We start from the raw sequence: 24,916 nt of genomic DNA, 5'->3' as shown, positions 1-24,916 counted from the left end.
CGTCGGTTAAAAGGGGGACCGCTACCGAGCGATTGGAGCAGATTCCAGGCCAGAAACGGTCTTCACGAGAGTAGTTAGGTCGACCCGCTCTCGCGAGTCGATCTCCTTGCGGACGCCGTCGGCGGTGTAGAAGATGGACGCCGGAATCTCGCGATCCGGATACAGCTCGCGCAGGACGTGATAGTAGACGCTGAGCTGCTTTCGGTACTCGGCTTTCGCGTGTCGCCCGTGGTCGGTCTTGTAGTCGATCACCTCGACGCGATTGGGACGAACATGGACGAGGTCGATGATTCCGAAGATCATCACGCGAGTCCCGTCGACGTCCAGTAGGAGGGAGACGTTCTCCTCGACCAGCAGGTCGCCCGACAGCCCGTCAGGCGGCCTGTTTCCAGCCGAGGTCGGTGGTCGTGACGAGTTTGAGGAAGACACTCCGGTTCTCGGCGCGTTCGCGGCGGCCCGCTGCGAGTCGACGCGGCGTGATGGCGAATGCACTGGGATGTGCCCGATCGAGACGGCGATTCAATCCACTGGAAAGCGGGGCATCAGGGACGATGGCGAGGTCGTAGACCAGATTACGGGGCGGGACGCGAGTACTGTCGTCGCGGGGCTCAGGCCAGTGGGATGATCCTCGAGATGACGAGCGTGCTGAGCAGGCCGGCGACTCCGATCAGTATCGTTGCGACAGTCCACGTTTTGAGCGTCTCGGCCTGCGTGAGACCGCCGATCTCTTTGACGATCCAAAAGCCGCTGTCGTTGTACCACGAACAGAACGTCGCACCCGCGCCGATGACCATGACGAGATACGCGGGGTTGACCGCGAGCTCGCTCGCGAACGGAGCCATGATGCCGGCCGTCGTGACGATGGCAACCGTCGCCGATCCTTGGACGACACGCACCCCCGCAGCGATAACCCACGCCGTCACGAGGAGCCCCAGTCCGACGTTTTCCAGTCCGCCCACGATGTAGTCGCCCACGCCCGCCTCGGCGAGCATCGCGCCGAAGGCGCCACCGGCAGCGGTGATGGCGGCGATGTTCCCGCCGCTCTGGAGGGCGTCCGTGAGTTCGTCCGCGAACGTTTCATCGGTGAAGTCGCTCATGCGGTGGAACGTGTACGCCGCCGCCAGCGCGGCCACCGTCAGCGCCAGGTTCGGATCGCCGAAGAACCCGGTGACGGACGCCGCCGCCGAGTCCTCTCCGACGAGCGTCTCAGTAAACGTGTGCGCGCCCACGAGGAGGACTGCCAAGAGGATCGGAAGCAGGGATTCGAACAGTCCCGGGAGGGCGCTGGTCAGCGTGTCGACTTTCTCCTGAATCTCGTCGACCGTGGTTCCCATCGCGTCGCGAAGCGGGATGTCGAGCGGCGGTTGATCCAGTGGCCGTACCCGAGACCGGCGACGATCGCGGTCGGGACCCCGATGAGTAGCCCGATCAGGATCGTCGAGCCGAGGTCGGCGTCGAGCTCCTCCGCGGCGAGTAGCGGGCCGGGTGTCGGCGGGACGAATCCGTGGGTGACCGCCCCGGCTGCGCCTACGGCGACGATGTAGAGCGCGTAGTTTCTGCCGGTGCGTGAGCGGGCCGCCCGTGCGAGGGGCGCGAGCAGATAAAAGACGTTGTCGAAGAAGACCGGAATCGCGATGACGAAGCTGCTGCCGAACAGCGATATCTCGGTTCGGTCCTGTCCGACGACCTCGCTGAACCCGCGGACGATGCGGTCTGCGGCCCCGCTTTCGATTATCGACTTGCCGATGACCGCCGCCATCAGAATCGGGATCCCGATCCCGGCCATACCTTCACTAAACGCGGTCGCGAACTGGCCGGGAATGTCGGCGAACGCGATCGTCGGTGCGGCGATGCCGACGATAACCCCCGAGAGAACGAGCGCGATGAACGGCGGCAGATCGAGCACGGTCAAGAAGAATACGATCGCGACGACCCCTGCCACGAGCGAAATCAAGGGTGCCTGTCCGCTCAACTGAAGTGCAAGCGATTCGATAACCATTGTCAAGCCGCATGAAGAGGCTTCTATTTAACTGTTTTCTCGCCCGCGAACTGTGGGGATTGCTTCGACCGCGCGGCGTAACCGCTCAGAAACGCTCAATGCGAAACCTCAACCTCATCTGCCGACGTTCGCATCTCGACTATTCGCGCTCATCACGTTTGATCGTCACGTTCAGGTACGAAGTAATAAGAAGGCGCGTCTCTCTCGCACGAGCTACCCTCGTATCACTCGAACGTCCACATGGTTTCGACCTCGGACGAGTTTTGTAGCGTCTGGTACACGACGCAGTAGCGCTCGGTGTACTTCTGGAGCGCCGCCTGGGTGTCCTCGCCTACATCGCCGTCGACGGAGACGTCGAGACGGATGTCCTCGAATCCGACCGGTACGTCGCTGTCGACGCCCATCGTCCCCCGAAGATCGAGATCTCCACTGGCCTTTACGTCGATAGCAACGTCGATGCCGAAGTTCTCTGCGACGGCCTGCGCCGTCAATTGCGAACAGGCTGCCAGCGCCCCCAACAGGAGATCACCAGAACAGGCCCCCGCCCCGGGACCGCCTGCGCCTTTGTGTAACTCCGCCTCATAGATCGCCCGGCCAATATCTACGCTGCAGGCTCGAACGTCATCCTGTTCGCTTCCGGTCGCGGTCAACGTGATCTGCGCCGCCTCCGGATTCTCTTCGTATTCGTTTTTTAGCGGCTCCTGTTCTTTCTGTAAGTCAATTTCACCCATGCCCCGTGCATACGGCTTCCCTTGGGATAATTCCTTCTCCTTCTTGGGACGCTCTAGAGAGCTGCGTCAGTCGATATCGAGTCTGCGTCTTCAAATCCGGAGAAAGCTTAGTTTTAGCTTCAAACATATAGAATATTGTGACAATATGCGACCCCGGTAAGGTGCGGTAACAGCTAACTCGACATGAGTCGTAACGGACCTAGCGCTCCCAGTGTGAGGAGTAGAGGAAGTAGAGGTGTTGAAAGGGGCGTTGGAGGGGGACGACAATGGTGACAACTGGAAAAGACGTCGACGAAACGGCTGTTGAAAACTTCCGAGAAACGTTTCGGGGCACCCTCGTCGGACCCAATGACCCGAACTTCGACGACGCGCGCACGATCTACAACGCAATGATCGACAAGCGGCCGCGTCTGATCGCGCGATGTGCGGATGTCGCAGACGTTATCGCGGCTGTGAACTTTGGTCGCGACCAAGACCTTGAGATCGCGATCCGCAGCGGTGGTCACAGCGGTCCCGGTCTGGCCTTGGTGGATGATGGGTTGGTTATTGACCTCTCCGCCATGAAGGGAATCCGGGTTGACCCCGACGAGAAAACCGTACGCGTCGAACCCGGATGCACCTGGGGCGATATCGATCATGCCACCCAGGCGTTCGGGCTGGCGACAGTCAGTGGAGTCATCTCGACGACCGGCGTAGGCGGCTTGACCCTCGGGGGCGGACACGGATATCTGACCCGCAAGTATGGCCTCACCATCGACAACCTGCTGAGCGCAGATGTCGTGCTGGCCGACGGACAGTTCGTTCACGCGAGCGCGGACGAGCACCCGGACCTGTTCTGGGCGTTACGCGGCGGTGGTGGTAACTTTGGCGCTGTCACCTCATTCGAGTACCGGCTCCACCCAGTGGACATGGTCGTCGCCGGGCCGATGTTCTGGCCGATTGAGGAACTCGAATCCACCATGCGCTGGTATCGCGAGTGGTTACCGACGGCTCCCGAGGACGTGTACGCGTTCTACCTGATCGCCGAGGTGCCGGGTGACCCGTTCCCGGAAGCGATCCACGGCGAGAACGTCTGCGGATTGATATGGTGCTATTTGGGGTCGCAGGATCGGGCCGTAGCTGTGACCCAGCCAGCCCGAGATGTCGCCGAGCCGATCTTCGAACATCTCGGAGAAATGCCCTATTCGGCGCTGCAAAGCATGTTCGATGGGCTCTACCCGCCGGGCGATCAGTGGTACTGGAAGGGTGACTTCGTACGCGAGCTGAGCGACGGTGCGATCGCCCAGCACCGACGCTTCGCCGAAGTGCCGACCGCGAAGTCGACGATGCATCTGTATCCAGTCGATGGTGCCGTCCACCGCGTCGGCGCAGACGAGACAGCGTGGAGCCACCGCGACGTCACCTGGTCGATGGTCATCGTGGGGGTAGATCCGGATCCGGCCAAGCGGGAGACGATCAAGGATTGGGCCCGCGACTACTGGCAGGCGCTGCACGAGCATTCGACGGATGGTGCGTATATCAACTTCATGATGGAAGAGGGGCAGGGCCGAATTCGAGCCACCTACGGCGACAACTACGACCGACTGCGGGAGGTCAAGGCGAGGTACGACCCGGACAACGTCTTCCACGTGAACCAGAACGTCGAGCCGGCGAGGTGACGGCCTCCCCGTCATCGACGCGACGGCTGCGCCCAAGGCCACTCGGAGTATTCTCCAAGGCCGACCACAGCGTGTACGCTTCGACGCCCTCGGGATGGTTCGCTCGGCGACCGTACACCTGAATGTGATGATCGACGAATCCTACGGCACGCAATCATCTTCTCCCGCCCCCCAGTGACTTCGATAGTCGAAATCGGCGGACCGGTCGTCGAACCGATCGAGCCGGAACTGGGCCATCGGGAACGGTGGTTCCTCACCGGTGATCAGCGAACGAACGGCGCGCCCGGTTACGGGCGAGAGCATGACGCCCCGGCCGTGAAGACCGGTCACGACCGTGAGCCCGTCGGGTGCCTCCACGGGTGTGTCGATGATAGGCAGGCCGTCAGGAGAGGCACAGTCAGCGGTCGGACAGCAATCTTCACGGCGGACGGTTCCCGCGGCGACCCCGTCGAGCAGCGGTGCGACGTCCTCGACCGCGCGTTCGCGGAACGACGTCTGAACCCCCATCGGTGTCCCGTCGGGGTCGTCGAGGAGGTGTTCGTTCCCGCCGACGAGCACGTTACCGTGGTTGGTCGGTCGCCAGTAGATCCGCATCGTCGGTTCAGAGCCCATGGGGCAGTCGTCCGGAAGGGGAGCGTCGGGTTCGATGACAACCGCGTTCCACCGGAGCGGTCTCACCGGAAGCTCGACGTACTCGGCGAGGAGGTCGCGCGTCTTCCAGCCGGTCGCGTAGACGATGCGGTCGGCGTCGAGACGGCCGTACTCCGTCTCGACACCGGTCACCGTCCCGTCCTCAACTCGGATATCCGTCACTTCGTGGTCACGGAAGATCCTCGCCCCGTCCTGTTCTGCTGTCCACTTCAACGTCATCGCATAGTCGAGGGCGTCGAGGAACCCAGTCCCGTCGTAGACGAGACCACCCCCGTACGCCGAGAGGTCACCGAACGATTCCGGATAGCGACGCTCCAGTTTGGTCCGGGTGAGAAACGTTCCACCGTCGGGTGCTTGGTCGGAGTACAGGTCGGCGTTCTCCTCAGGAACGAGACGAACCGTCTCGCGCTCTGCGAACGAGAAGACGCCCTGCCCGTCGAGGTCGCGGAACTGGGACAGGGCGAACGACGCCCATTCGTCGGGGAACGGTTCGAGCGAGAGCGAGATCATCCCGGACGCTCGAGAGGACGTGTCCGCGGCTACACCGCCTTTATCGAGGACGATAACGTCGTGGTCGGGCGCGAGTTCTCGCGCGATGGCAAGCCCCGAGACGCCGGCTCCAACCACGACGACGCGGTCTTTGGTAGTCGGCATAGATGCTACTCGGACACTCGAAAAGATAATATAAAACGCTGCGGATCGCTCAGTGGCGTCCGACATGTTAGAGCGCTCGAATCACCGAAACACCGTTACGATGAGTCGGAGCAATTACCGATGGGTGAACGATAATAGGTACGATCACGGAACACGTAACGGCGACGGTCGACGACCGCGGTCGAATCACGCTCCCAGAGCATGTCCGCGATCGGCTCCGGCTCGGAGAGTATGATGATCTCGACCGCTCCCTTGAGGGGGATGAGATCCACCTCCGGTCGAGGAGGCCACAGTCCAAACCGATTTCAACGAACTGTGTGTGGACGAGGCGTTTCAGTATCGCAACCCTATTCCCGACAGCGTCCTCGAACAATTCCGATTGCAGGGTTGACTGACGCGCCATACCGAGCAACAGCGCACGAGCGTGTGCTATCGATGGGGTCACGTCCCCGCTTCAGCGGTTGCTCTCGTTCCCCGACGGTGTCGGTGTAGGGGGAGCTGTCGTGTACTCGCTATCGAACTGAACCTCGCCAAGCATCGTCTGTGGGTGATACTCACAGCGGTAGCGCGCCATCTCCTGCGTCGCCTGAAACCTGACCGAGCGCGTCTCCCCTATGTTTGCTGTGGATTCGGTCTCTTCGAGATCTTCTCCCGCCTCATCGAGGAGTTGAAATTCGTGATTATTCCCGTCGAGGTTGATCCAGACGACCTCGTACTGGTCACCCGGCTGGAACCTCAGCGGCGGATTACTCTGGCCGTAGAACGCGCCGACGACAGGCGACAGTCCGACCCAGGTTTCCGTTCTCCCGCCGAGGACATACCTCGCCGGCCGCTGTCCGTCCTGATTCTGAGGAGTTCCGTCTTGTGCGCCCGCGAGACCGGCGAAGCCGACCGTCGCGCCGAGACCACCGACGGTCCGCAGGACCCGTCGACGCGTCGTGTCGATGCTGATGCTCTCCTGCGCTTGCATGTTTTCCGTCATTGTCTCTCCCTCCGCTAGCGAGCGCGACGGGTATCGTGATAAACGCTGTCTCGCGTCAAAGATCAGACTCGACGCAATTCCGCGAACAAGTGCCTCGATGGTGGTCTTTCCACGCCTCATGATTTTACTGAATTGAGGCGCTAAGCCCCCTTCCTCAGCGAGCGCCGACCGAAGGGAAGGCGCGAGCAGGGAGGGTATACAGCGCCGCACAGCTCTCATACACGATTCGACACTCGACCCACAGGCTCACGTAATCGCAACTCTTTTGTGCATATAGTAAATATAATGCATACGATGAAGCGGACTACAATCACACTCCGAGAGGACCAACACGAGTGGATTCAGGAACACCACCTGAACCTCTCATCGTTTATCCGCGAGAGACTTGACGAGTACATCGAGGAACACGAGTAGCATCATGTACTACGCCTACAAGTACCGTCTCAAGCCGTCCGACGCCCACCGCGAGGAGTTGGACCGCCACCGAGACATTTGTAGGCAACTATACAATCACGCACTCTACCGCTTCAACCAAATCCCCGAGGACGCAGGCACGCTCAATCAGCGTGTTCGGTCCATCCGAGACGAAATCCCGTCCCTGAAAGATTGGTGGGATGACCTCTCGGACGTGTACTCGACAGTTCTGCAAACGGCGGTCATGCGAATCGAGCAAAACGTCAAAGGCCTCTCAGCACTCAAGGAGAACGGCTACAGCGTCGGTCAGCTCACGTGGAAGCCGCCACGCGAGTTTCGTAGTTTCACGTACAGTCAGTCTGGCTTCAAGCTCGACAAGAAGGGCGGTCGGACTGTCCTGTCACTCTCAAAACTCGCGGAGATACCGATACGGCTCCACCGCGCCATCCCCGACGACGCGAAACTCAAACAGGTCACGGTCAAGAAGGAACCGACGGGCGAGTGGTTCGCCACCTTCGGTGTCCAAATGGACCGTGAACCTCCTGAGCTACCCGAGAACCCCGAGAAGTGCGTCGGCATCGACGTGGGGATTCTCAAGTACGCCCACGACACCGACGGTACGGCGGTCGGGTCACTCGACCTCTCGAACGAATGTGAACGCTTAGAGCGCGAGCAACGGAAGCTCTCGCGGAAGCAACACGGGTCGAACAACTACGAGAAGCAACGGCGTCGGGTCGCGGAGTGTCACGCAGACCTCCGACGGAAGCGCCGCGACTTTTTGCACAAACTCTCGAACTACTACGCCAGAGAGTACGACCTCGTGGCGGTCGAAGACCTGAACGTGAAGGAGATGCTCGAATCGCCGTCGAACAGCCGCAATACGGCGTCTGCCGCGTGGCAAACGTTCCTCTCGTTGCTCGAATACAAGTGCAAGCGAGAGGGGACGCACTTTATGGCGGTCAACCCGAGAGGGACGACCAAGAGTGTACGTCGTGTGGCGTCTCGACGGAGAAGCCGTTGTGGGTCCGTGAACATTCCTGTCCCGCCTGCGGGTTTGAGGCGGACAGGGATGCGAACGCGGCGTGGAACATTCTTTCTCGCGACCTCGAAGATATAGGAGTGGGACACTCCGAATCAACGTCCTCAGAATCGCGGTGCGATTCTGATGGGCTGCGAAAATCGCTACGCGATTTTCGAACGCCTGTGGAGACTGCGCTCCCTGTGGATACGCCTGTATCTGCAAAGCGCGTCGTGGAAGCAGGAAGCCCTACCCTCACGGAGCGAACGGCGTCAGCCGTGAGCGAGTAGGGTAGGGTAGTTCACTGCGGGCGCGTCGAACACAGCTAATGCGATCGCACCACTGGTGGGAAGCGGCAGTGTAAGTGTTGATCAGGGGATTCTCCTCGCAGTCGCTGCAACCGGCCTCGGCGGGTTCACGATTGCCCGGCGGACGCTCGATACGATCGGCGAGGGGATCACTGACATCCCAATCCACGCTGCCATGATCGTCTCGTTCGTGGGCGCGACGATCATCACGGTTCTCTCCGAACTCGGCATTCCAGCGAGCTTAGCGGTGAGTATGACCTCTTGTGTCATCGGGCTCGGCTGGGGCCGTGCAAGTCGTGCGGTCACCCTCACCGAAGCGGCGAGCGCTGCGCTCGAAGACGACGCTGATATCGACTTCTCGACGGGCGCGCTCATCGCGGAAGTCGACGGGAACGAATCAGACGCAGAGGCAACTACCGAGCCCCTTCACAGCCCCACTATCGGTGATCTCGCGGCCGAGAGGGACCAATCGGCCGAAAAACGGGCGACAAGAGACGCGGTGACTGGACCGCATGTTCCGAAAATCGGTGAAGATAACCTCGAAGAGTTGGTCGAGGACGCTCCGGTGCTCTTCAACCGGGCGGCGACCGGTCAGATCGTCTTTCTGTGGCTCCTCACGCCGACGCTCTCAACGCTCGGCTCGTACGTCGTCTTTGAACTTCTCCTGTATTTCCGATGAACCACCACCGCTGTGACGTGGTGTGTACTCCTCTTCTCGTTCAATCGTACGTCGGAAGATCCTGATCCCAGATCAAAACTGCCAGTATCATCTTCCGTGGCTTGGAGCGCGTTCGCCGCGGGCGGAAGAGCGGATACGGCCCCCGGTTTTATTCCCGAGACCAGCTCGTAGAATCGTCTCTACTGGCTATTCCGTTCGAGCCAAAAAGGGTGATCGATCTGTCAGGCTGCAGGTCGAGCAGCCCGGCGCATTGTTCGTCGTTCCTTACCCCACGATCCGATCGCACCACCGATCGCGCCCGGAATGGCGTAGACCGCGATGAGAAGGATTCCCATCGCGAACAGCCCGACCGCCGGGACGAGACCGGCGAACAGGGCACCGGTGAAGGTCACCGCCAAGAGGAGGACGAGCGCGCCGACGATGGTCGAGAGGCCACCGTGAACCGCACCGTTACCCATGGTTCCCCCGGCGGCGTAGCCGGCGACGAAACCGGCGAGGATCCCCGTGAGACCCCATCCGACGATCGGAAGTGTCATATCCGTTCCTGGTAGCACCGCTCCACTTAGTAACCCGATGGCGAGGGCCACGACGAAGCCGTACAACACCGCTCTCCATTCAATTGTCATCGGTAGTACATAGGCTTTGATCGATGATAAACTAGTAAGGTTCGGAACATATCTCGGGAAATGTGATCTTCCGTAACGCTGCTCGTTCGACTGCCTGGCCATGGTGATACCCCTTTCAGTCATGAGATCGCGTGTAGCTACGTGCTTCTCTCGCTATTTCTCGTGGACATTGCCGTTCGAACCGATCAGGGTAGCTTTTCGACGAACCCGTCCCGAAAAGACCGTCACTCGATCGTTTCTGACGCTCGACGTTGCCGTCACAACCGCCGTACCCACAACAAGAGCGAGCCCGCGGCGACCGAGCGTCGCCATCAGTCTGCGCGGTTGGGCTGGCTTGAATCACGACCGATCGCGTTGCGGACGTTCGCGGCGGTGTGCTTGATGAGTTCGCGGACGTCTCTGGAACGTTTGACGAACAGTCCGACGCCGAAGATGACGTAGACGGCGGTGTAGGCGTACAGAAGGAGGATACTGATGGTCACGGAAGCCGGCTCGGCGTAGGTTTGAATCACGTAGAACTCCGCGACGACCTGTGAAATGAAGAGCACGAGCAACGCCACTGCCTCGCGAGCGCTGATCTCGAAGTTTGCGAGGATGGCGAGTGCGAAGAAACTCTGCGCGGCGGTAATCCAGATTTCGGCGGCTTGCTTCTGATCGAACGAGAGCGTGCCAATGTGGCCCGCTGCGATGGAATATACGACAGCAAGCGTGCCGATGAGCAGCGTCCACTGGTTGAGCTTTGAGGAAATCAAGGCGTTGAACCCCGCGGTCGAGCGCGCCTTGTTCACGAGATAGGCGACGACGATGAGTTCGGGGCTCTCGCTCGCAAGCGGTGCGAGCCACTGAATCATGAAGAAGGGCGGAACCCCGATGCCGGTTCCGAGTGCTTCGAGTCCGTGAGCGAACGGGTGGACCGCCTCGAAGATGATCAGTCCGGAGAACCCGAACAAGAAGAGCACGACCGCGATGCGTCGTCGCTTCGAATACTCTTGGAAGTATGCAGGGACGCCAACGTGTGCGTCTCCCTCCTCGACGTCGCCGCGTACGATTATGCCGATGTAGAGGCCATAGAGTCCGACGAGGATGATCGTGTCGACGATACCGATGCCGCCGCCAAACGGGACGAGAAACGCGTAGGCCGTCGCCGCGAGTAGAAATACGATTTCGAGGGAAATGTCGCGATCGATCTTGATCGCGTCCGTGAAGAATCCAGGGCGTTGGACGACTGCCGAGTCGTCGGAGCGTGTCGCCCGGTAGAGCGTGAATAGCGCGATACCGGACCAACCGATCCCGATGAGGATGCGGTTCGCCCCGGTCATGTTTGCGATGGCGAGATGGGCCGCTTCCGTTCCCTGGGGAGTTCCGTTGAACGCCCCAGCGTTCCACGCGTACAGCGCGTCGACGGCGTACTCCGGGGCGACCGCGAGCACCGCGAGTACAGCGATGGCGAACGCGGTGGGGACGTCCTTTTCGGCCGTCTCCGCCCCCCACGCGAGCAGGAACGCCGCCCCGAGGATGGCGAGTCCGCCGACGAGAACCGCTACGGCGGGGGTGACGTTCGTACCGGGGTCCTCCGGGGTCGAGATCGGATCGAGGTGATAGCCGTGGCTAACGAATAGCACGACGAACGGAAGCGTCAAGAGCAGCGCTGTGGCGACGGCGACGAGTGGATGGCGGAGACGATCAATCATTGATGATGGGCGAACGCCCGATCGGATGAGCGAGGGGCGTCGACGGGAGATCGGGAAGTAAATGCTGGTTGCCGGCTCGCCGACGGTGTGGACGCGAAGTACCTTTTCGAAACGCTACTCGCTCCAGTTTGACCTGTTCTCATGCGTGTATCGAAACACACGCAGATGGCTCAAAAACCACAAGATAACGCGTTCGACGCCGATATCGGCAGAATGAGCGGCCGACGCGTCAGTATCCGTGTTTCCCCGGTGATCTCAACTTTTAGCCGATACAGGGCTTGAGGATCGCGTTCTGAGCGAATACTCGGAAAGAGAGTTCGACGCTCCCTTACCTTCGGTCTGAAACTACGATCTCCGCACTGGGGGCGTTGTTTTTCACGCTCTTGATGCCTCGTTTCGCGCCCTGCTTCGATCGATACCCCTCACCGCTGTCGGCGATGATGTTCCCGTTGGAAACGACTAACCGCCACCGCCACTCTCCGGCGGCGTCCTGATACAACTCAAATACCGGTTTCCTCGGCATACATACCGATTTCGGGAGCGAACGATAGAAGTTGTGGATCTTCCGAGACCTCGTATAGAGGGAGAACGACGGCCGGTTCGCTTCGTCGACGATGAACCCGCACCGCTTCCACGTACGGGCCGATCTCTGCAGCTGATGGCGATGGCTGCGAGCGGGCATAGATACGAGCCGAATATTTCCGGCACCATTCTCATGCGGACTGATCGCATCTACGTACCCATGCGATTTAATGCGGTGAAGACGATCCTCGCGCTCGTCCTGGTTTACGGCGTCTATGCCGGAATCTATTTAGCGAGTCCTGCCCCGCCCTACGCGGTAACCATCAGCTTCGCCCTGTTTTTCGTCTTTGGGCTCGTGATCTGGTATGTCGGATTTTGGTACGGGAAATCTCGACCGAAGCGCCAGAAGCTCAACCGAGACGCGCAGACCGACAAGTTGAACCCGAACCAAAGGTCGTCAGAATGAGACTCCCAGATGTGCCCTTGGTGAGGTCGTTCGGTCGGCCGTGCGGCTTACTCGGGCGAATCGGCGGGCGGCCGGCGATGAGGTGCGACAGACGCGGGATGACCGAGTGGGCTCTCACGGTCCCACGCCGTGAACGCTTCAACACAATCGATCCGAACGACGCGGTCGAATTCTGATGCTGAATGGACGATGAGGAACGACCGATACGTGGGGATGTGAGCGGCGAGACAACCGTGTCCATCGAATCAGACACGTCATCGGCCGCTTCCGGTGATCGGTCAGTTAACGTAATCGACGGGCGATTATTCAAACCGCTGGTCGTTCTCTCCGCGCCGATCGTCCTCTCTCAGGCGCTCGATATCGTATACTACCTGGTTGATCTGTACTGGATCGGGCACCTCGGGACCGACGCGGTCGCGGCGATGTCCTACTCGTGGCCGGTCATCTTCCTCGTTATCAGCATCGGACTCGGGTTGACAACGGCGGGAACGGTCCTCGTCGCGCAAAACAAAGGGGCCGGACGCCTTACCGATACGAACGCGGCAGCCGGCCAGACCGTTTCCTTCGTTACGATCGTCTCGCTCGCATTGTCGATCGGCGGCTACGCGCTCACACCGTGGTTGCTCGCCCTCGTCGGCGCGACACCTGGAGCGGAACCGCACACGCTCGCCGTCCGATATACGCGGATCACGTTTCTCGGTCTGTTGCCCATGTTCTGGTTCTTTATCTTCGACTCGATTTCTCGGGGATGGGGCGACACGAGAACGCCGCTGGCGCTGATGGGGCTCAGCGTGTTCGTCAACGTCCTCATCGATCCGATCGCCATCCACGGCTTTGCCGCCAATCCGATCTTCGGATCGGTTGGACTCCGCTCGCTCGAAACGACGCTCCACGCGCGAACGGGATTCTCCGGCTACGGTGTCGAGGGGGCTGCAATCGCGACGGTGTTCTCCAGATCGATCGCCGCCCTGCTCGGTCTCTATCTGCTCTTCTCCGGCCGGGTTGGACTTGACCTCACGCTCGACACCCTCAGATTGCGACGAACGACGCTCTCCGAAATCGTCACGATCGGCGTTCCAACGGCGATCGAAATGGCGTTTCGTGCGAGCGGCATCGCGATTCTGACCGCGATCGTCGCGATAGAAGGCGACGCCGCCGTCGCAGCGTTCGGGATCGCCGAATACCTCGCCGCACTGCTGTTCTTACCGGCGCTGGGATTCGCGAGAGGGACGGAGACGACCGTCGGCCAGAATCTCGGGGCCGACCAAGTAACGCGAGCGAAACACGCGGTGTACCTGAGTATGGGGATGGTCGTCGTCATGTTCGTATTCGCCGTCGCGGCCGCCTATCCCTTCGCGGAATCTATCGTCAGCGTGTTTCTGGCCGCTGAGACGGACACGGACGCCGCCGAGTCCATCGTCCGAAGTAGTGCCGCATACGTGTGGATCGTCGGTCCCGCGATGATCTTCCTCGGCGCGTTCCAGGTTACGCTCGCGGCCTTCCGAGGAAGTGGGAATACGAAACTCGCGATGATCCTGTCCGTCCAAGAGCTGTGGATGTTCCGGCTCCCGATGAGCTATGCGTTCCTGACGTGGTTCGAGATGGGCGTCATCGGCGTGTGGTACGCGATCGCGCTGTCATACATCATCTCCACGTCGATCGCTGCGCTGTGGTTCCTCCGAGGAACGTGGGTGACGTCCCCCTCGCTCTGAAAACGGATCCGACATCGTGGCCGTCTCGTACCGAACGCTCGCGCCTCCGCCACGCCGGACTACCCGCTGACCTTTTTCAGTATACTCCCCGTACGTACGGCTATGTTTCGAACGCTTCTCACGCTGATCGGCATCCTTGACATTCTTTCGCCCGAGAAGCTCATTCACGCCGCCGAACGGATCGCGCTCGAAAACCCGGACGAGTGCCGGATGGAGTCGTGGGTCGTCCCCGTCGCACGGGCCGAGGGGGTCGTCTACCTGTTTCTCGCTTGGCGGTCCGACGCCTCGTACTCGGCGTTCAAGAAATTCCTCGGGATCGTCGGCCTCGTCGCCGTACTGTATCCGCGGCGGTTCACCGATTACTCCGCTCGGATCGCGTACGTCGACGCCGAGCGATGCTCGTGGAGGCCGTGGGTCTACCCCGGAACACGGCTCGTCGGCTTACTCTACGTCCTCCTCGCCCTGAACGAACTCAGGAAGCGATAAGCGGTTCACCGCCTCGGCCACGGCAAAGCTTCCGAACGGTTCGCGTGGCCGTCGCGGGCCGTCCAGCGGGGTGCAAACCGACGAGCCTAGCGTTCACTTGCGCTATGCGAGACGCCTCTCCTCGATCACGATGTTCCGTTCGGCGAGTTCGTCGACGAACGGATCGGGGGCGAGCGCTTCCTCTGGCGGCTTCGCACCAGTCGAGAGCGCGTCGCCGCGGCCGACGACCGCCGCGGCGACGCGCATCGGGACGCCGGTCCACACCGCCGTCGCGTTCAACCCCCAGTCGTCGAGTCGAGACGCAACGACGGTGGTCAGCCGGAGGTGCACGGGTTCGCTGTCCTCCCAGCTAGAGACGTCCACGCGGAAGGACTTCCACTCTTCGACCGCGCCATACGGGGGATCCTCCGAGAGGCCGGCGCTTCCACGAGCCAAAACGTAATTTCCCTCCCGAACTGAGAAGAGCTTATGCCAGTTCTCGACAGGTTCAGGCTCGACGAAAAGACGGCAATCGTCACGGGCGGCAACCGCGGTATCGGCCGAGCGATCGCACAGGCGCTCGCCGAGGCGGGTGCAAATATCGTCGTGGCCAACCGAAACGAAAAATCGGGCGAAAAAGCAGCAGCCGAAATCGCCAACGACACCGACAGCGAGACGCGCGCCGTCCAAACGGATGTCGCCGATGAGGATTCGGTACGAGCGATGGTCACCGCGACCGTCGAGGAGTTCGGAGCCATCGACGTCCTCGTTAACAACGCGGGCGTCGTGATCCACGAAGCGGCCGAGGAGATGACCGTCGATGAGTGGAATCGCGTCGTCAACATCAACCTCCGCGGAACGTTCCTCTGCTCGAAGTACGTCGGACGGGAGATGATGGAATCTGACGGCGGCTCGATTCTCAGTGTGTCGTCGATGTCGGCGTTCGTCGCGAACTACCCGCAGCGGCAGGTCTCCTACAACGCTTCGAAAGGGGGTATCGAGGCGTTCACGCGACAACTGGCTTCCGAGTGGGCGGAACACGGCATCCGGGTCAACACGATCGCGCCGGGGTACATCCGCACCGACAACACCGATCAGGCGGACGCCGTCGATCCGGATATCGACGAGATCTGGAAGTCCGAAATGCTGCTGCCCGATATCGCCGGCCCCGAGGACGTCGCGCCGACGGCCGTCTTCCTGGCGAGCGACGCGTCGCGGTATATGACGGGCGCTTCCATCGTCGTCGACGGTGGGTACACCGTGCGGTAGACCTAGATCAAGAGCATCATTCGGATTCGGCGGGAAGTTCGGATTCAGCGTCGGATCGCGATTCCAAGAACGCGGGCGGCCCCGACGGATCGATCGCAGTCCGCGCAGGAATCGACGCCTCGGGCGACGGCCGGCGGGCGACCAGCCGCTGGAAGAGGGTGAGATCGCGCGGCTGATCGGTTTCGATCTCCTCGTACTCGACGACGAGGTGATCCCCCTCGGAGAAGATCCGGTAGTAGTTCAGGCGAAACGAAGGGTAGTAGACCGATGGGAGCCGCGAAAACCACGTCGGGACGCGCTGAAGCTTCTTCAACCAGGTCCCGGTGTTGAGCACCAGCCGGTCACCCCACCGAGTGAGCGACGCCCGGTGGGTGTGACCGTAGACATACACCGCGACATCGGTGCGTGTCTCGAAAACGTCTCTGGCGGCCTTCAAAAACGGCTCGTCGCCTTGACCGACGCGGATCCCCGAGGCGACGACGCCGAACCGTTCGAGGGTGTGTCGGAGGTCGCGACCGAAGATCCAAAGCGGCACCGCGAGCAAGAGCAAGACCGCCGCTATCGTGACGTTGATCGCGACAATCACCTCGAGAACGATGCCGGCAATTCCGAGCGCGTGGACCAGTTCGTTGCCGAGAAAGAACCGCGTCGGCAGGACGCCGATCTCTTCGAGGGTAGCGCCCAGCAGGTAAAGCAGGCTGACGTTGAAAAACAGGAGAAGCGGTGCGATGACGGCGCGCAGGTACGGGCTCATCTCGCGGTAGAAGTAGTTCGAAAACAGCCAGTGGGGAATTTCCTCCATAGGGGCGACTGACTGGATGTCCCGCAGCCAGTTCCCCCGGGCGTGATCGGAGTACCGGCCGGCGGCCGCAACGATCCGCTGGACCACGAAGTAGCCGACCGGCAGTGCGTCCGCGTTTCCCCAGTCGGGCATGTGGTTGTTCGCGTCGTGTTGCTGGCCGTGCTCGATCCAGATCGTCGCACCGCCGATCTCGCGGGTGATGTAGATCTCCGGTTCGAGCGAGAGGTTGTACTCGGCAAGGCGGTCGACGTACGCCGGGTCACAGGCGAGGTCGTAGTCATGATTTCCCGGGATGAGGGTGATCTGGATCTCCTCGCCGGTCGCACGGAACTGCTCGAACAGCGCGGGATGGTCGGCTACCAGCGCGTCGAGCTTATCGAGTCCCGACACCTCGGTGTATTCCCAGAGCCCGAAAGTGTCGCCGACGATTATCAACTCGACGGGGCCGCCGCGTTCTTCGAGTCGTTCGAGGAATACGAGGAGTTCGTCCCCGAAATCGAGCGTCGTGAGCTGTTCGTCGCCACCGATGTGGAGATCGCTGATAAAGACGTACTCCATCGTCATTCAGGTCGACTCAACTCTCTGTGGTTCATAGTTCCTGGACCTTCCGTTTGATGCTCGGCATAACCTTCGTCCTTTCCTGCGAGCGTAGACGCAGAGGTGTGGCTACAGCGTCAGGCGAACGCGGTCTCTTGGAGGTACCGTTCTTGCCATTCGCGGTGCTCGTGGGGGGCGTCCTGTCCCTCATCTGCAAGCTCGTAATAGTTGGTACGACGGTCGATCTCGCCCTTCTCGACGTAGCCTCGCTGGACGAGGGTGTCAAGGTTGGGGTACAACCGTCCGTGATTGATCTCTTCATCGCGGGCCCGTTCGAGTTCCGTCTTGATCTGCTGGCCCGAGGGCTGGTCGCGGCCGGAAACGACGACGAGGAGGTCTCGTTGAAAGCCGCTGAGGGTGAAGAGAGGCATCGCTAGGAAGGTCCATCGGCCAAATATTTATACATCAGTACGTTATACATTCCGTGAAATACCGTGAGAGTGGATGATTCTCGCTGTTCTCTCCGATCCGGCGATATAGATGGTGCTTCGGCCAATCGATCCGACGGGAGGAGGGCTTCCGATCGAAATGCTCACGATTGAGAACCGAAGTTAGGCCGTCGTCGACGAGGGTGATCGATAGTGCGGGGCACACCCGCGTCTTTAGGAGCGGGAGGATGTCAAAACGAACCGTTCACCCTCGTTCGTCACCGCGACGGACCGCTCGCGGTCGAGATGGTTCATCACGCCGTTCGCTCTAGTCGATAGGTCGCGTAGGCGGCCTCGCAGGGCGGCCCGCGCGTGGCGCGGATCGTCCGATCCGTCAGATCCACGATCACACTCGTATCGGTTTGCGTAGCGTCCAGCGGGTGAGCACCATCGTCGACGTGTCGGCAGATACTCGCCGGATGGCCGAAGTGATCGCGAAGCGCCGACTCGACAGTACCGAGATCGACGTCCCCAGACCGCCGTTCGAACGGGCGTCGGAGCCGGGAGGCCCGGTAAAGCGTATCCGGCAGCTGACGCTCCATGCGGCTTTCGAAACCGTCGGTGACGAAGTGGTTCGCGTGGGCGACGATCCCGTTGCTTGGGTAGACGTATCCGGTTCGATCCGGCGACGTCTCGACGTTTATCACCTCGCCATCGGCGTGGCCGACGACGAAGTTCGCCGAACAGACCCGCGACGACGAAACGAGCGCCTCGAGCGCGGCGTCGAACCGTCCCGCGTTGAGTACCTCTCGGCAGCGGATGTGGAACGGCTTTCTGAAGGGACGATCGCCGTCGTTGGGCGAGACGAGACCGTTTACGGCGAGCCCGATGCCGCGTTCGTTGACGCCCATCTTCCCACCGACGATTCCGGCTTCGGTCACCGCGAGGTGGTCCGGTCCGTCGTCGCGTCGGACTTCTGTGACGATGAGCGTGTCCGCGATGGGCGCGGCCCAGTCCCAATTCTGCCCGACGTACGCGTGGCCGTCGGCGGTCGCCTCCGGCAGGAGACCGAAGCTAGTGCAGCCGTCGATACCGGCGCTCTCGTCCGAGTAGGCGGCGTAGAGGACCTCATATCGGACGTTGAGGAGCGCAACCAGTACGTCGGGGACGCCGCTCCCCTCGGCGACGCCTCGCAGTTCCTCGGCGTATTCGGGGTGCCACTCCTCGATGCGCGGGAGGAAGTCTGCGGCCCGTTCGCGCACGGTTTCCTCAGACGCACCGTGGTGCTCGAACCGGTCAAGGTACACTGAAACGTTCTTCCGTATCTCGTCGGCGAACGTTTCGCCGTGGACGACGCCACGTTCGTACGCCGTTCCAGAGAGCGCGATGTGGGGTAGTTCACTCATGGTGAAGGGGGGATCAGTGTGTGGGTTCGCGTGGTCGGCCGTCAGTCGCCCGCCATCGTACCGCCCTTCGGTTCGGTGTCCGAGAGGAGGAAGTGGCCGACGATGAGGACGAGCGTTGCCGCGCCGACCCCGATGAAGGTGGATGGGACGCCGAACAGACCGCCCGCGATCTCGGTCCCGACGCCGAGTGTCGCGCCGGTGACGATGGATGCGAGGATGGCCCGCGCGCTCAGTCCGGCCCAGTAGAGCCCCAGGTAGACTGGGATGAGGAACGCGCTCGTCAGCAGAACCGCGCGGAAATTGTAGAGTTCGATGATGGTCCCCGGTGGATTGACCGCCGCCGCGGTCGCCGTGATACCGAAGGCGATGGTCGCTATCCGGGAGACCCGAAGCTGGGAATCGTCGCTGGAGTCTGGTCGGAAGTAGCTGTAGATATCGCGCGCAGTGGTGATGCCGGTCGAGTGGAGCCGCGTGTCCGTCGTCGAGAGGATTGCGCTCATGACCGCGAGAATAATGATGATCCCGACGCCTGTGGGCACGTAGTCGGTGATTAAGACGGGGAACGCGCTGTCCACATTGTCGACGGCCAGCCCCGAGGTGGTGAGGGCGACGGTCGTCGCGCCGCCGAGAATGACGAGCGCCGAGTAGAATATCGAGAGGATAACGCCGGATGCCGCGAGGTGGAGCTTCGCCGTCCTAACGTCCCTTGTCGCGGCGATACGGACGATGTTGTTCTGCTCGGTAAATATCGTCCCGAAGAAGGCGACGATGGTCGCGATGATTCCGATAGCGGTGTACGCACCCTCGCCTGTGGGGTGGACGTACGCGGAGTCGAGTGCGGCAAACTGCTGGTTGATCGCGGTGAAACCGCCGAAGTCGAATATCATGTACCCGAGCGCGAGCAACACGGCTCCAACCATCACCGTTCCCTGCAGGAAATCGGTCCACGCGACGCTTACGAGCCCGCCGAGCACGGTGTAGACGATAAACACGATACCGATGACCCAGACCATGTACTCGTAGGGGACTCCGGTGATGGCGGTGACGAGGAGGCTCGCGCCGACGAGCTGCATAACCAGGTACAGCCATCCGTTGCCGAGCAGGACCGCGCCCGCGATGGGCCGGGCGACCTCGTAGCCGGTTACGCTGGCGATGATGTCCGGGAACGTGAGCAGATCGAGGTTCCGAACCCGGTCGACCGCGAAGTAGAGCCCGCTCGTTCCGAGCATTAATCCGAAGATGGTGTGCGTCATCAGCGTGTACCCTTCACCGTAAACCGCTCCGATGAAGCCGATGACGCTGACCGCACTCACGAAGTTCGCGACGAACGACCAGGTCGCCAGCCACGGTCCCATCTCCTGACCGAACGCCCAAAAGTCCATGACGTCCGAGGTTTTCGTGTACCCCCAGACCCCGATGCCGAGCACGATGAGAAGGTACACAGCGAACGCGCCGAGGTAGAACGGATTAACGTCCGCCATCGGTCGATCCTCCGTCGGTCACGCCGTCCTGTAGGGGGTCGGTCCCCTCTATCGTACCGTCCTTAGTACCTTCGTTCACGGGTCTGCCGAGTAGCACGTGAACGACCACGTAGTGAATCGCTCCTACGCTCCCCGCGAGAAGTGTTGCGACGAACACCAGGAACATCGAGTCGGGCATGCCAAATGCTGTCATATGTGGGCCTCGACGTAATGACTCATAAATATATTTGTGTTCACGAAACAGGTTCCTCTATATTCCTTTTAAAATGGGAAAATATCTAGAACTCCCGCGTAGAACCGTATATAATTCTAGAGAATCATCCGCCCGACGCTCGACGGTCGGCACACCTACTCCAGAGTACCGTCGAGTACCTCGCGTGCCGCACCGCGGAGCGCATCGAGGCCGTCTGCGGCGGCTGACAGGTTGACATGCTCATTGTACGTGTGGGCCTGCGAGAGGTCACCCGGTCCCCAGGTAATGGCCTCGATATCGGCGTCATTCACGAAGTTGCGGACGTCGGTCGACGCATTCACGCCCCATGGATCGGTCGAAACGTCCGCGACCGTCGCCGAGTGACGTCGAAAGACCGCCGCCAGAGCGCTATCCGCGTCGATTGCGGCCGACTCGTACGTCCTGGTACGCTCCCACGATCCCTCGATACCGTGCTCGGCGGCGACCTCGGCGAGAAGCTCGTCTATCTCTGTGTCGATGTCCCGCACGTTCTCGTCCGGGAGGAACCGACGGTCGACCGTGATGGTTGCCCGTCCGGGGACCACGTTCTCCTTCGTCCCCGCCTCGATCATCGTCACCGTGGCGTACGCCCGCCCGACGAGATCGTCCGTACGCGTCCGCACCTCTTCGTCGTAGTCAGCGAGCGCATCGAGCACTGGCCGTGCGCGCTGGATCGCGTTTTCGCCTTGATCGGGACGGCTCGCGTGGGAGGGGTCGCCCCCGACGGTGATTCTGTACCACGCAAGGCCTTTCTCGCTCGTCGCGGTTCGCATCTCGGTCGGCTCGAGCACGACGCCGTAATCGCCGTCGTAGCCCCGTTCCAGCAGGGTCTTCGTCCCCGGCTCGGCGGTCTCCTCACCGACGGCGGCGTGGAAGACAACGGATCCCTGGAGCTCGCCCGACTTGATCTCGTCGGCCAACTCTGCGGTCGCCAGCATCCCGATCGCGACCCCCGTTTTCATGTCCACGCTCCCCCGGCCGTACAGACACCCATCGTCGACGGCGGCGCTGTAGGGATCGTGGGTCCATCGATCGGCATCCCCCGCCGGCACGACGTCGATGTGACCGTTTAGAACGAGCGTGGGATCGCCTTCGCCGACGCGGACGCCGACCTGCGGCCGGTCCGGGTGGGGGTCGTCTACGAGTGACGCTTCGATTCCGCGCTCGGCGAACCACTCGCTGATGTACGCTGCGCACGCGCGCTCGTTGCCCGGCGGATTCTCGGTTTCGATGGCCACCAGATCGGCGATGAGCGACGTCAACTCTTCCACGGAGTCCATGTTAGCCATGTGCACCCATATCCTGTCTCCCGTGAAAAATCATATTGATGCTTGATTGATAGTATTCAATGGAACCGACGAAGCTATGAATAGAATACAGTTGCAATAGGACTTTTCGGAATATTTCCCTCGAATCGAGGTCTTAACGGAAACGGTTCCGTTAGTGAAGTCCACCTAATGTGGTCCCACGGGACGCTCCATCCCTCAAGCTTGTCAGCCACCCCGCGAAGTATTCGAAGTACCGGTCAGCGGCGCGCACGTCGCTTCGAACCTGCGACAGCGGCTTCCCTTGGCCTTTGCTCTCGATGGCCGTATGCTCTGCGGCGTGCTCAGCGATGAGTTCGCCGATCCCGTGGACGATCCGCCCGCGCTCGTGAGGGGGCGTCTCGCGCCACGACTCGAAGGCAGCGCGGGCCGCGGCCACCGCAGCCCCGACGTCGACCTCGGTCCCGACCGTGATTTCCGTGAAGGGCTCTCCGGTCGCAAGGTCGTGATAGTTTCCCACGACTACAGTCGTGGGCTTCCTCAGTCCACGACAGGACTGTCACCGCAACAGGCGGCAACGCGGTCTCAGTCTCCAGAGGCGTTCGGGTCGGTTCGGTTCTACCCATCCCTACCGTCCCATACAAATAGTTCATAAATATTAACAATGTCGTATTCATCCTACGACGACAGTCATGGGCTTTCTCCTCGAATTTCTGTAAACGCTTTGACTGGCGGTGGTCGATGAGAACGCGGAGTTGGGGCGGTCCATCGCTGATCGCCCCTCATCCCTGTCCGATGAGGCGCTCTTCGTCTTCCCAGTACTCCTGGCGGAGCTGATACTTCTGGACCTTACCGGTGGCGGTTTCGGGGAGATCGTCGACGAACGCGACCTCTTTCGGGATCTTATAACGGGCCAGGCGCTCGCCCGCGAACTCCCTCACGTTGTCAATGGTAAGCTCCGCATCGGATTTCTTCACGACGAGCGCGGTGACGGCCTCGCCCCACTCTTCACTGGGCGTCGGGATGACGGCCGCTTTCGCGATGTCCGGGTGGTCGTAGAGGACGTCTTCGACTTCGATGGAGGAGACGTTCTCCCCGCCGGAGATGATGATGTCCTTCTCACGGTCTTGAATGGAGACCATCCCATCGCCGTCGATGGTCGCGAGGTCACCGGTGTGGAAATAGCCCGGGAGCTTCGCGTTGAACGCCTCGTCGGTCACCTCTTCTTTGTTCAGATACCGGTCCATCACCTGGTTGCCCTTCACGACGATCTCCCCCACCACCTCGCCATCGCGGGGAACGTCGTTCCCGTCGCGGTCGACGACGCGGATGTCGGTACAAAGCGTCTCGCTTCCCTGCGCGACCTTGAGATCTCGCCCGTGCTGGGCGAGCCGTCGCGGGGAGTTCGACGTCGTGATGATGGGCGCCGTCTCGGTGAGTCCATAGATATGGATGATACGCCAGCCAATTTCGTCCTCGACGGTGGTGATGGTCGCCGTTGCGGGGGCGCTCCCGGCGGTCGCGATGCGCACGTCGCGGTCGCCCATCGTCTCAATGTCCGGGTTCTCTTCGAAATGGGCGATGAGTCGGTTGAGCACGGTCGGTGCCCCGCACAGGAACGAGACATCGTACTCGCGCACGCGACGGAACGTCTCGACGGCGTCAAAGGTTCGCTGGCAGACGTGGGTTCCGCCTGTTCCGGTGATGGCGTAGGTGTGCCCCCAGCCGTTGCAGTGGAACATCGGGAGCGTCCACAGGTAGGTGTCGTCGTCCTGAATCTCCATGTGGTGGTTCAGAACGATCGCGTGCCAGTGTTCCGTCCGGTGGGTCCGCACAACCCCTTTCGGATCGCCCGTCGTCCCGGAGGTGTAGTTGATGGAAGCGTCATCGTCTTCGCTGATGATGGGACGTTCGGGAGCCTCGGTCGGTTGCGCTGCGAGCCATTCGTCGTAGTCGCGCCAGTCGCCCTGTATGTTGTCGTTTCGATACCCGACGAAGTGTTCCACGGGGACCCGGTCACGGACGGCCTCGACGTTCTCCGCGTAGTCGTAATCCGCGATGACGGCTTTCGCCTCGCAGTCGTTCAAAATGTATTCGAAGTCGTCCGGCGTGAGCAGGTAGTTCATCGGGACGAACACCGCGCCGATCTGATTGGTCCCGTAGAGGGACTCCAGGAAGTAGTGGGTGTTCGGTGCGAGCAACGCCACGCGATCCCCCCGCCCGACGCCCATCTCGAGCAGCGCGTTCGACACCTGGTTCACGCGCTCTCCGAATTCGGCGTAGGTGTACTTCGTCCCGTCGTGAGCGACCACTCCGACGACGTCGTCGTACAGGTCGACGGCGCGGTCGAGGAAGTCCGTCGTCAGCATCTCGACCTTCATAATCGATCGAGGAGGACTTCGAGAAGTCCGGACTAAGACTTTTCGGCTGAAATGACTCTTAGGTGACATCTCTGATTCTCCTCACTCGATACCGCGCTCTGTTGCGCCCCGTCGGATGCCTTCTGCGCGTTTGCGAACCCGCGAGACGTACCGCCTGATTTTCTCGGATTTCTCCCCGTAGAACGAAGCGACCCAGTAGACGTCTGTGTGCGGCTGCGTGAGGAAATACGCGGCCAGCGTGTCTCGTCCGGCCTGGATGATCGCCGGCGGGACGCCTCGCTCACCCGTGCCGGCCTCCTCGAAGCCGTTGACGTCGAAGTAGACATCGGCGTACAGCTCCGCGAGGTCGGGATCGTCGAACGCGAGACCCCGGTGCTGCGGCGCTTCGAACCGGTAGACTACGTCACCGGATCGCGACGTGCACTCGACGATTCGAACGCCGAGGATGTACTCGCGGAACGTCGATTCGTTCCGCCCGTTCGTGCTCTGATTCTCGGATCGGGACATGTGTCGGATGTGGCTTGTCTGGTATTATTCGA

23 protein-coding genes and 4 pseudogenes are annotated in these 24,916 nt (G+C 61.2%); 8 read left to right on the top strand and 19 right to left on the bottom strand.

Annotation, left to right across the window (positions count from 1 at the left end):
- Window positions 1–21 precede the first annotated feature (21 nt).
- The 4 genes and pseudogenes from C3L37_RS05955 to C3L37_RS05940 form a co-directional block, all read right to left on the bottom strand.
- Window positions 22–429: a PD-(D/E)XK nuclease family protein gene (locus C3L37_RS05955; protein WP_394345779.1), complete on the bottom strand. Its 408-nt coding sequence runs from the start codon at window positions 427–429 to the stop codon at window positions 22–24.
- Window positions 377–571 (bottom strand): annotated as a pseudogene (locus C3L37_RS24720) (hypothetical protein); the annotation flags it as partial. The gene C3L37_RS05955 and the pseudogene C3L37_RS24720, both read right to left, overlap by 53 nt.
- Window positions 572–608: 37 nt before the next feature.
- A pseudogene (locus C3L37_RS05945) lies at window positions 609–1,999 on the bottom strand (GntP family permease).
- 224 nt (window positions 2,000–2,223) lie between these two features.
- A complete protein-coding gene (locus C3L37_RS05940; RefSeq protein WP_129113701.1) occupies window positions 2,224–2,730 on the bottom strand; it encodes an OsmC family protein in 507 nt (168 codons plus the stop codon).
- A gap of 266 nt (window positions 2,731–2,996) precedes the next feature.
- Between C3L37_RS05940 and C3L37_RS05935 the strand changes: the two genes are divergently transcribed.
- Complete coding sequence (locus C3L37_RS05935) at window positions 2,997–4,388, top strand: FAD-binding oxidoreductase (protein ID WP_129113700.1); 1,392 nt, start codon at window positions 2,997–2,999, stop codon at window positions 4,386–4,388.
- A 141-nt stretch (window positions 4,389–4,529) separates the two neighbouring features.
- Here the strand turns inward: C3L37_RS05935 and C3L37_RS05930 are convergent, their stop codons facing one another.
- A complete protein-coding gene (locus C3L37_RS05930; protein WP_129113699.1) occupies window positions 4,530–5,693 on the bottom strand; it encodes an NAD(P)/FAD-dependent oxidoreductase in 1,164 nt (387 codons plus the stop codon).
- Between the two features lie 131 nt (window positions 5,694–5,824).
- Here C3L37_RS05930 and C3L37_RS25680 point away from each other — a divergent pair, with 131 nt between their 5' ends.
- Entirely contained in the window at window positions 5,825–6,088 is a 264-nt protein-coding gene (locus C3L37_RS25680) for an AbrB/MazE/SpoVT family DNA-binding domain-containing protein (RefSeq protein ID WP_129113993.1), read from the top strand.
- A 59-nt stretch (window positions 6,089–6,147) separates the two neighbouring features.
- Here the strand turns inward: C3L37_RS25680 and C3L37_RS05920 are convergent, their stop codons facing one another.
- Window positions 6,148–6,675, bottom strand: coding sequence for a hypothetical protein (locus tag C3L37_RS05920; protein ID WP_129113698.1), 528 nt, complete (start codon window positions 6,673–6,675; stop codon window positions 6,148–6,150).
- 418 nt (window positions 6,676–7,093) lie between these two features.
- On the opposite strand from C3L37_RS05920, the pseudogene C3L37_RS05915 reads away from it, so the two are divergent.
- A pseudogene (locus tag C3L37_RS05915) lies at window positions 7,094–8,397 on the top strand (RNA-guided endonuclease InsQ/TnpB family protein).
- Between the two features lie 22 nt (window positions 8,398–8,419).
- Window positions 8,420–9,094 (top strand): annotated as a pseudogene (locus tag C3L37_RS05910) (inorganic phosphate transporter); the annotation flags it as partial.
- Window positions 9,095–9,315: 221 nt separating this feature from the next.
- Here C3L37_RS05910 and C3L37_RS05905 read toward each other — a convergent pair.
- The 3 genes from C3L37_RS05905 to C3L37_RS05895 form a co-directional block, all read right to left on the bottom strand.
- Window positions 9,316–9,720, bottom strand: coding sequence for a DUF5518 domain-containing protein (locus C3L37_RS05905; RefSeq protein WP_129113696.1), 405 nt, complete (start codon window positions 9,718–9,720; stop codon window positions 9,316–9,318).
- Between the two features lie 311 nt (window positions 9,721–10,031).
- Window positions 10,032–11,411 carry a sodium:calcium antiporter gene (locus C3L37_RS05900; protein ID WP_129113695.1) on the bottom strand — a complete coding sequence of 460 codons (1,380 nt, stop codon included), beginning with the start codon at window positions 11,409–11,411 and terminating at the stop codon, window positions 10,032–10,034.
- A gap of 328 nt (window positions 11,412–11,739) precedes the next feature.
- On the bottom strand, window positions 11,740–11,934 hold the full coding sequence (locus tag C3L37_RS05895) for an HVO_2922 family protein (protein ID WP_129113694.1): 195 nt from the start codon (window positions 11,932–11,934) through the stop codon (window positions 11,740–11,742).
- A 135-nt stretch (window positions 11,935–12,069) separates the two neighbouring features.
- Between C3L37_RS05895 and C3L37_RS05890 the strand changes: the two genes are divergently transcribed.
- The 3 genes from C3L37_RS05890 to C3L37_RS05880 all read left to right on the top strand — a co-directional run bounded on the left by C3L37_RS05890 (window position 12,070) and on the right by C3L37_RS05880 (window position 14,597).
- The gene (locus C3L37_RS05890; protein WP_129113693.1) at window positions 12,070–12,399 is read left to right on the top strand and encodes a hypothetical protein; all 330 of its coding nucleotides are present in this window, start codon (window positions 12,070–12,072) and stop codon (window positions 12,397–12,399) included.
- A 182-nt stretch (window positions 12,400–12,581) separates the two neighbouring features.
- Complete coding sequence (locus C3L37_RS05885; protein ID WP_129113692.1) at window positions 12,582–14,111, top strand: MATE family efflux transporter; 1,530 nt, start codon at window positions 12,582–12,584, stop codon at window positions 14,109–14,111.
- 102 nt (window positions 14,112–14,213) lie between these two features.
- Window positions 14,214–14,597 (top strand): hypothetical protein, encoded by a 384-nt coding sequence (locus C3L37_RS05880; RefSeq protein WP_129113691.1) that lies wholly within the window; start codon window positions 14,214–14,216, stop codon window positions 14,595–14,597.
- 102 nt (window positions 14,598–14,699) lie between these two features.
- On the opposite strand, the gene C3L37_RS05875 is transcribed toward C3L37_RS05880, so the two are convergent.
- Window positions 14,700–15,032, bottom strand: coding sequence for a hypothetical protein (locus C3L37_RS05875; protein ID WP_129113690.1), 333 nt, complete (start codon window positions 15,030–15,032; stop codon window positions 14,700–14,702).
- Window positions 15,033–15,065: 33 nt separating this feature from the next.
- Between C3L37_RS05875 and C3L37_RS05870 the strand changes: the two genes are divergently transcribed.
- Window positions 15,066–15,845: an SDR family NAD(P)-dependent oxidoreductase gene (locus tag C3L37_RS05870; RefSeq protein ID WP_129113689.1), complete on the top strand. Its 780-nt coding sequence runs from the start codon at window positions 15,066–15,068 to the stop codon at window positions 15,843–15,845.
- A gap of 16 nt (window positions 15,846–15,861) precedes the next feature.
- On the opposite strand, the gene C3L37_RS05865 is transcribed toward C3L37_RS05870, so the two are convergent.
- From C3L37_RS05865 to C3L37_RS05825, 9 genes are all read right to left on the bottom strand, one after another.
- A complete protein-coding gene (locus tag C3L37_RS05865) occupies window positions 15,862–17,211 on the bottom strand; it encodes a metallophosphoesterase (protein ID WP_129113688.1) in 1,350 nt (449 codons plus the stop codon).
- Between the two features lie 110 nt (window positions 17,212–17,321).
- Window positions 17,322–17,615 (bottom strand): PadR family transcriptional regulator, encoded by a 294-nt coding sequence (locus C3L37_RS05860; RefSeq protein WP_129113687.1) that lies wholly within the window; start codon window positions 17,613–17,615, stop codon window positions 17,322–17,324.
- 311 nt (window positions 17,616–17,926) lie between these two features.
- A complete protein-coding gene (locus tag C3L37_RS05855; RefSeq protein WP_129113686.1) occupies window positions 17,927–19,018 on the bottom strand; it encodes a C45 family autoproteolytic acyltransferase/hydolase in 1,092 nt (363 codons plus the stop codon).
- Window positions 19,019–19,059: 41 nt separating this feature from the next.
- Window positions 19,060–20,499 (bottom strand): sodium:solute symporter family protein, encoded by a 1,440-nt coding sequence (locus tag C3L37_RS05850; RefSeq protein WP_129113685.1) that lies wholly within the window; start codon window positions 20,497–20,499, stop codon window positions 19,060–19,062.
- Window positions 20,486–20,692 (bottom strand): hypothetical protein, encoded by a 207-nt coding sequence (locus C3L37_RS05845; RefSeq protein ID WP_129113684.1) that lies wholly within the window; start codon window positions 20,690–20,692, stop codon window positions 20,486–20,488. Before C3L37_RS05845 ends, C3L37_RS05850 begins: the two co-directional genes overlap by 14 nt.
- A gap of 155 nt (window positions 20,693–20,847) precedes the next feature.
- A complete protein-coding gene (locus tag C3L37_RS05840; RefSeq protein WP_394345778.1) occupies window positions 20,848–22,020 on the bottom strand; it encodes a M20 family metallopeptidase in 1,173 nt (390 codons plus the stop codon).
- 151 nt (window positions 22,021–22,171) lie between these two features.
- Window positions 22,172–22,516, bottom strand: a complete 345-nt coding sequence (locus C3L37_RS05835; RefSeq protein WP_228546125.1) for an aldehyde dehydrogenase family protein — start codon at window positions 22,514–22,516, stop codon at window positions 22,172–22,174.
- A gap of 262 nt (window positions 22,517–22,778) precedes the next feature.
- Window positions 22,779–24,377, bottom strand: coding sequence for a class I adenylate-forming enzyme family protein (locus tag C3L37_RS05830; protein WP_129113683.1), 1,599 nt, complete (start codon window positions 24,375–24,377; stop codon window positions 22,779–22,781).
- An 81-nt stretch (window positions 24,378–24,458) separates the two neighbouring features.
- Window positions 24,459–24,884 (bottom strand): hypothetical protein, encoded by a 426-nt coding sequence (locus tag C3L37_RS05825; protein ID WP_129113682.1) that lies wholly within the window; start codon window positions 24,882–24,884, stop codon window positions 24,459–24,461.
- Between the last annotated feature and the right edge of the window lie 32 nt (window positions 24,885–24,916).

Source organism: Halegenticoccus tardaugens, from assembly GCF_004116405.1.
Lineage (GTDB): Archaea > Halobacteriota > Halobacteria > Halobacteriales > Haloferacaceae > Halegenticoccus > Halegenticoccus tardaugens.
Note: the sequence above shows the minus strand (reverse complement) of the source record. Positions and strands in the feature narration are given on the sequence as shown.

Coding starts and splice junctions, on each gene's coding strand:
- C3L37_RS05830 (WP_129113683.1), bottom strand. CDS start 24,377: ATGAAGGTCGAGATGCTGACGACGGACTTCCTCGACCGCGCCGTCGAC.
- C3L37_RS05905 (WP_129113696.1), bottom strand. CDS start 9,720: ATGACAATTGAATGGAGAGCGGTGTTGTACGGCTTCGTCGTGGCCCTC.
- C3L37_RS05940 (WP_129113701.1), bottom strand. CDS start 2,730: ATGGGTGAAATTGACTTACAGAAAGAACAGGAGCCGCTAAAAAACGAA.
- C3L37_RS05935 (WP_129113700.1), top strand. CDS start 2,997: ATGGTGACAACTGGAAAAGACGTCGACGAAACGGCTGTTGAAAACTTC.
- C3L37_RS05880 (WP_129113691.1), top strand. CDS start 14,214: ATGTTTCGAACGCTTCTCACGCTGATCGGCATCCTTGACATTCTTTCG.
- C3L37_RS05860 (WP_129113687.1), bottom strand. CDS start 17,615: ATGCCTCTCTTCACCCTCAGCGGCTTTCAACGAGACCTCCTCGTCGTC.
- C3L37_RS05845 (WP_129113684.1), bottom strand. CDS start 20,692: ATGACAGCATTTGGCATGCCCGACTCGATGTTCCTGGTGTTCGTCGCA.
- C3L37_RS05895 (WP_129113694.1), bottom strand. CDS start 11,934: ATGCCGAGGAAACCGGTATTTGAGTTGTATCAGGACGCCGCCGGAGAG.
- C3L37_RS05920 (WP_129113698.1), bottom strand. CDS start 6,675: ATGACGGAAAACATGCAAGCGCAGGAGAGCATCAGCATCGACACGACG.
- C3L37_RS05900 (WP_129113695.1), bottom strand. CDS start 11,411: ATGATTGATCGTCTCCGCCATCCACTCGTCGCCGTCGCCACAGCGCTG.
- C3L37_RS05930 (WP_129113699.1), bottom strand. CDS start 5,693: ATGCCGACTACCAAAGACCGCGTCGTCGTGGTTGGAGCCGGCGTCTCG.
- C3L37_RS05825 (WP_129113682.1), bottom strand. CDS start 24,884: ATGTCCCGATCCGAGAATCAGAGCACGAACGGGCGGAACGAATCGACG.
- C3L37_RS05885 (WP_129113692.1), top strand. CDS start 12,582: ATGGACGATGAGGAACGACCGATACGTGGGGATGTGAGCGGCGAGACA.
- C3L37_RS05855 (WP_129113686.1), bottom strand. CDS start 19,018: ATGAGTGAACTACCCCACATCGCGCTCTCTGGAACGGCGTACGAACGT.
- C3L37_RS05870 (WP_129113689.1), top strand. CDS start 15,066: ATGCCAGTTCTCGACAGGTTCAGGCTCGACGAAAAGACGGCAATCGTC.
- C3L37_RS05890 (WP_129113693.1), top strand. CDS start 12,070: ATGGCGATGGCTGCGAGCGGGCATAGATACGAGCCGAATATTTCCGGC.
- C3L37_RS05850 (WP_129113685.1), bottom strand. CDS start 20,499: ATGGCGGACGTTAATCCGTTCTACCTCGGCGCGTTCGCTGTGTACCTT.
- C3L37_RS05865 (WP_129113688.1), bottom strand. CDS start 17,211: ATGACGATGGAGTACGTCTTTATCAGCGATCTCCACATCGGTGGCGAC.
- C3L37_RS05840 (WP_394345778.1), bottom strand. CDS start 22,020: ATGGCTAACATGGACTCCGTGGAAGAGTTGACGTCGCTCATCGCCGAT.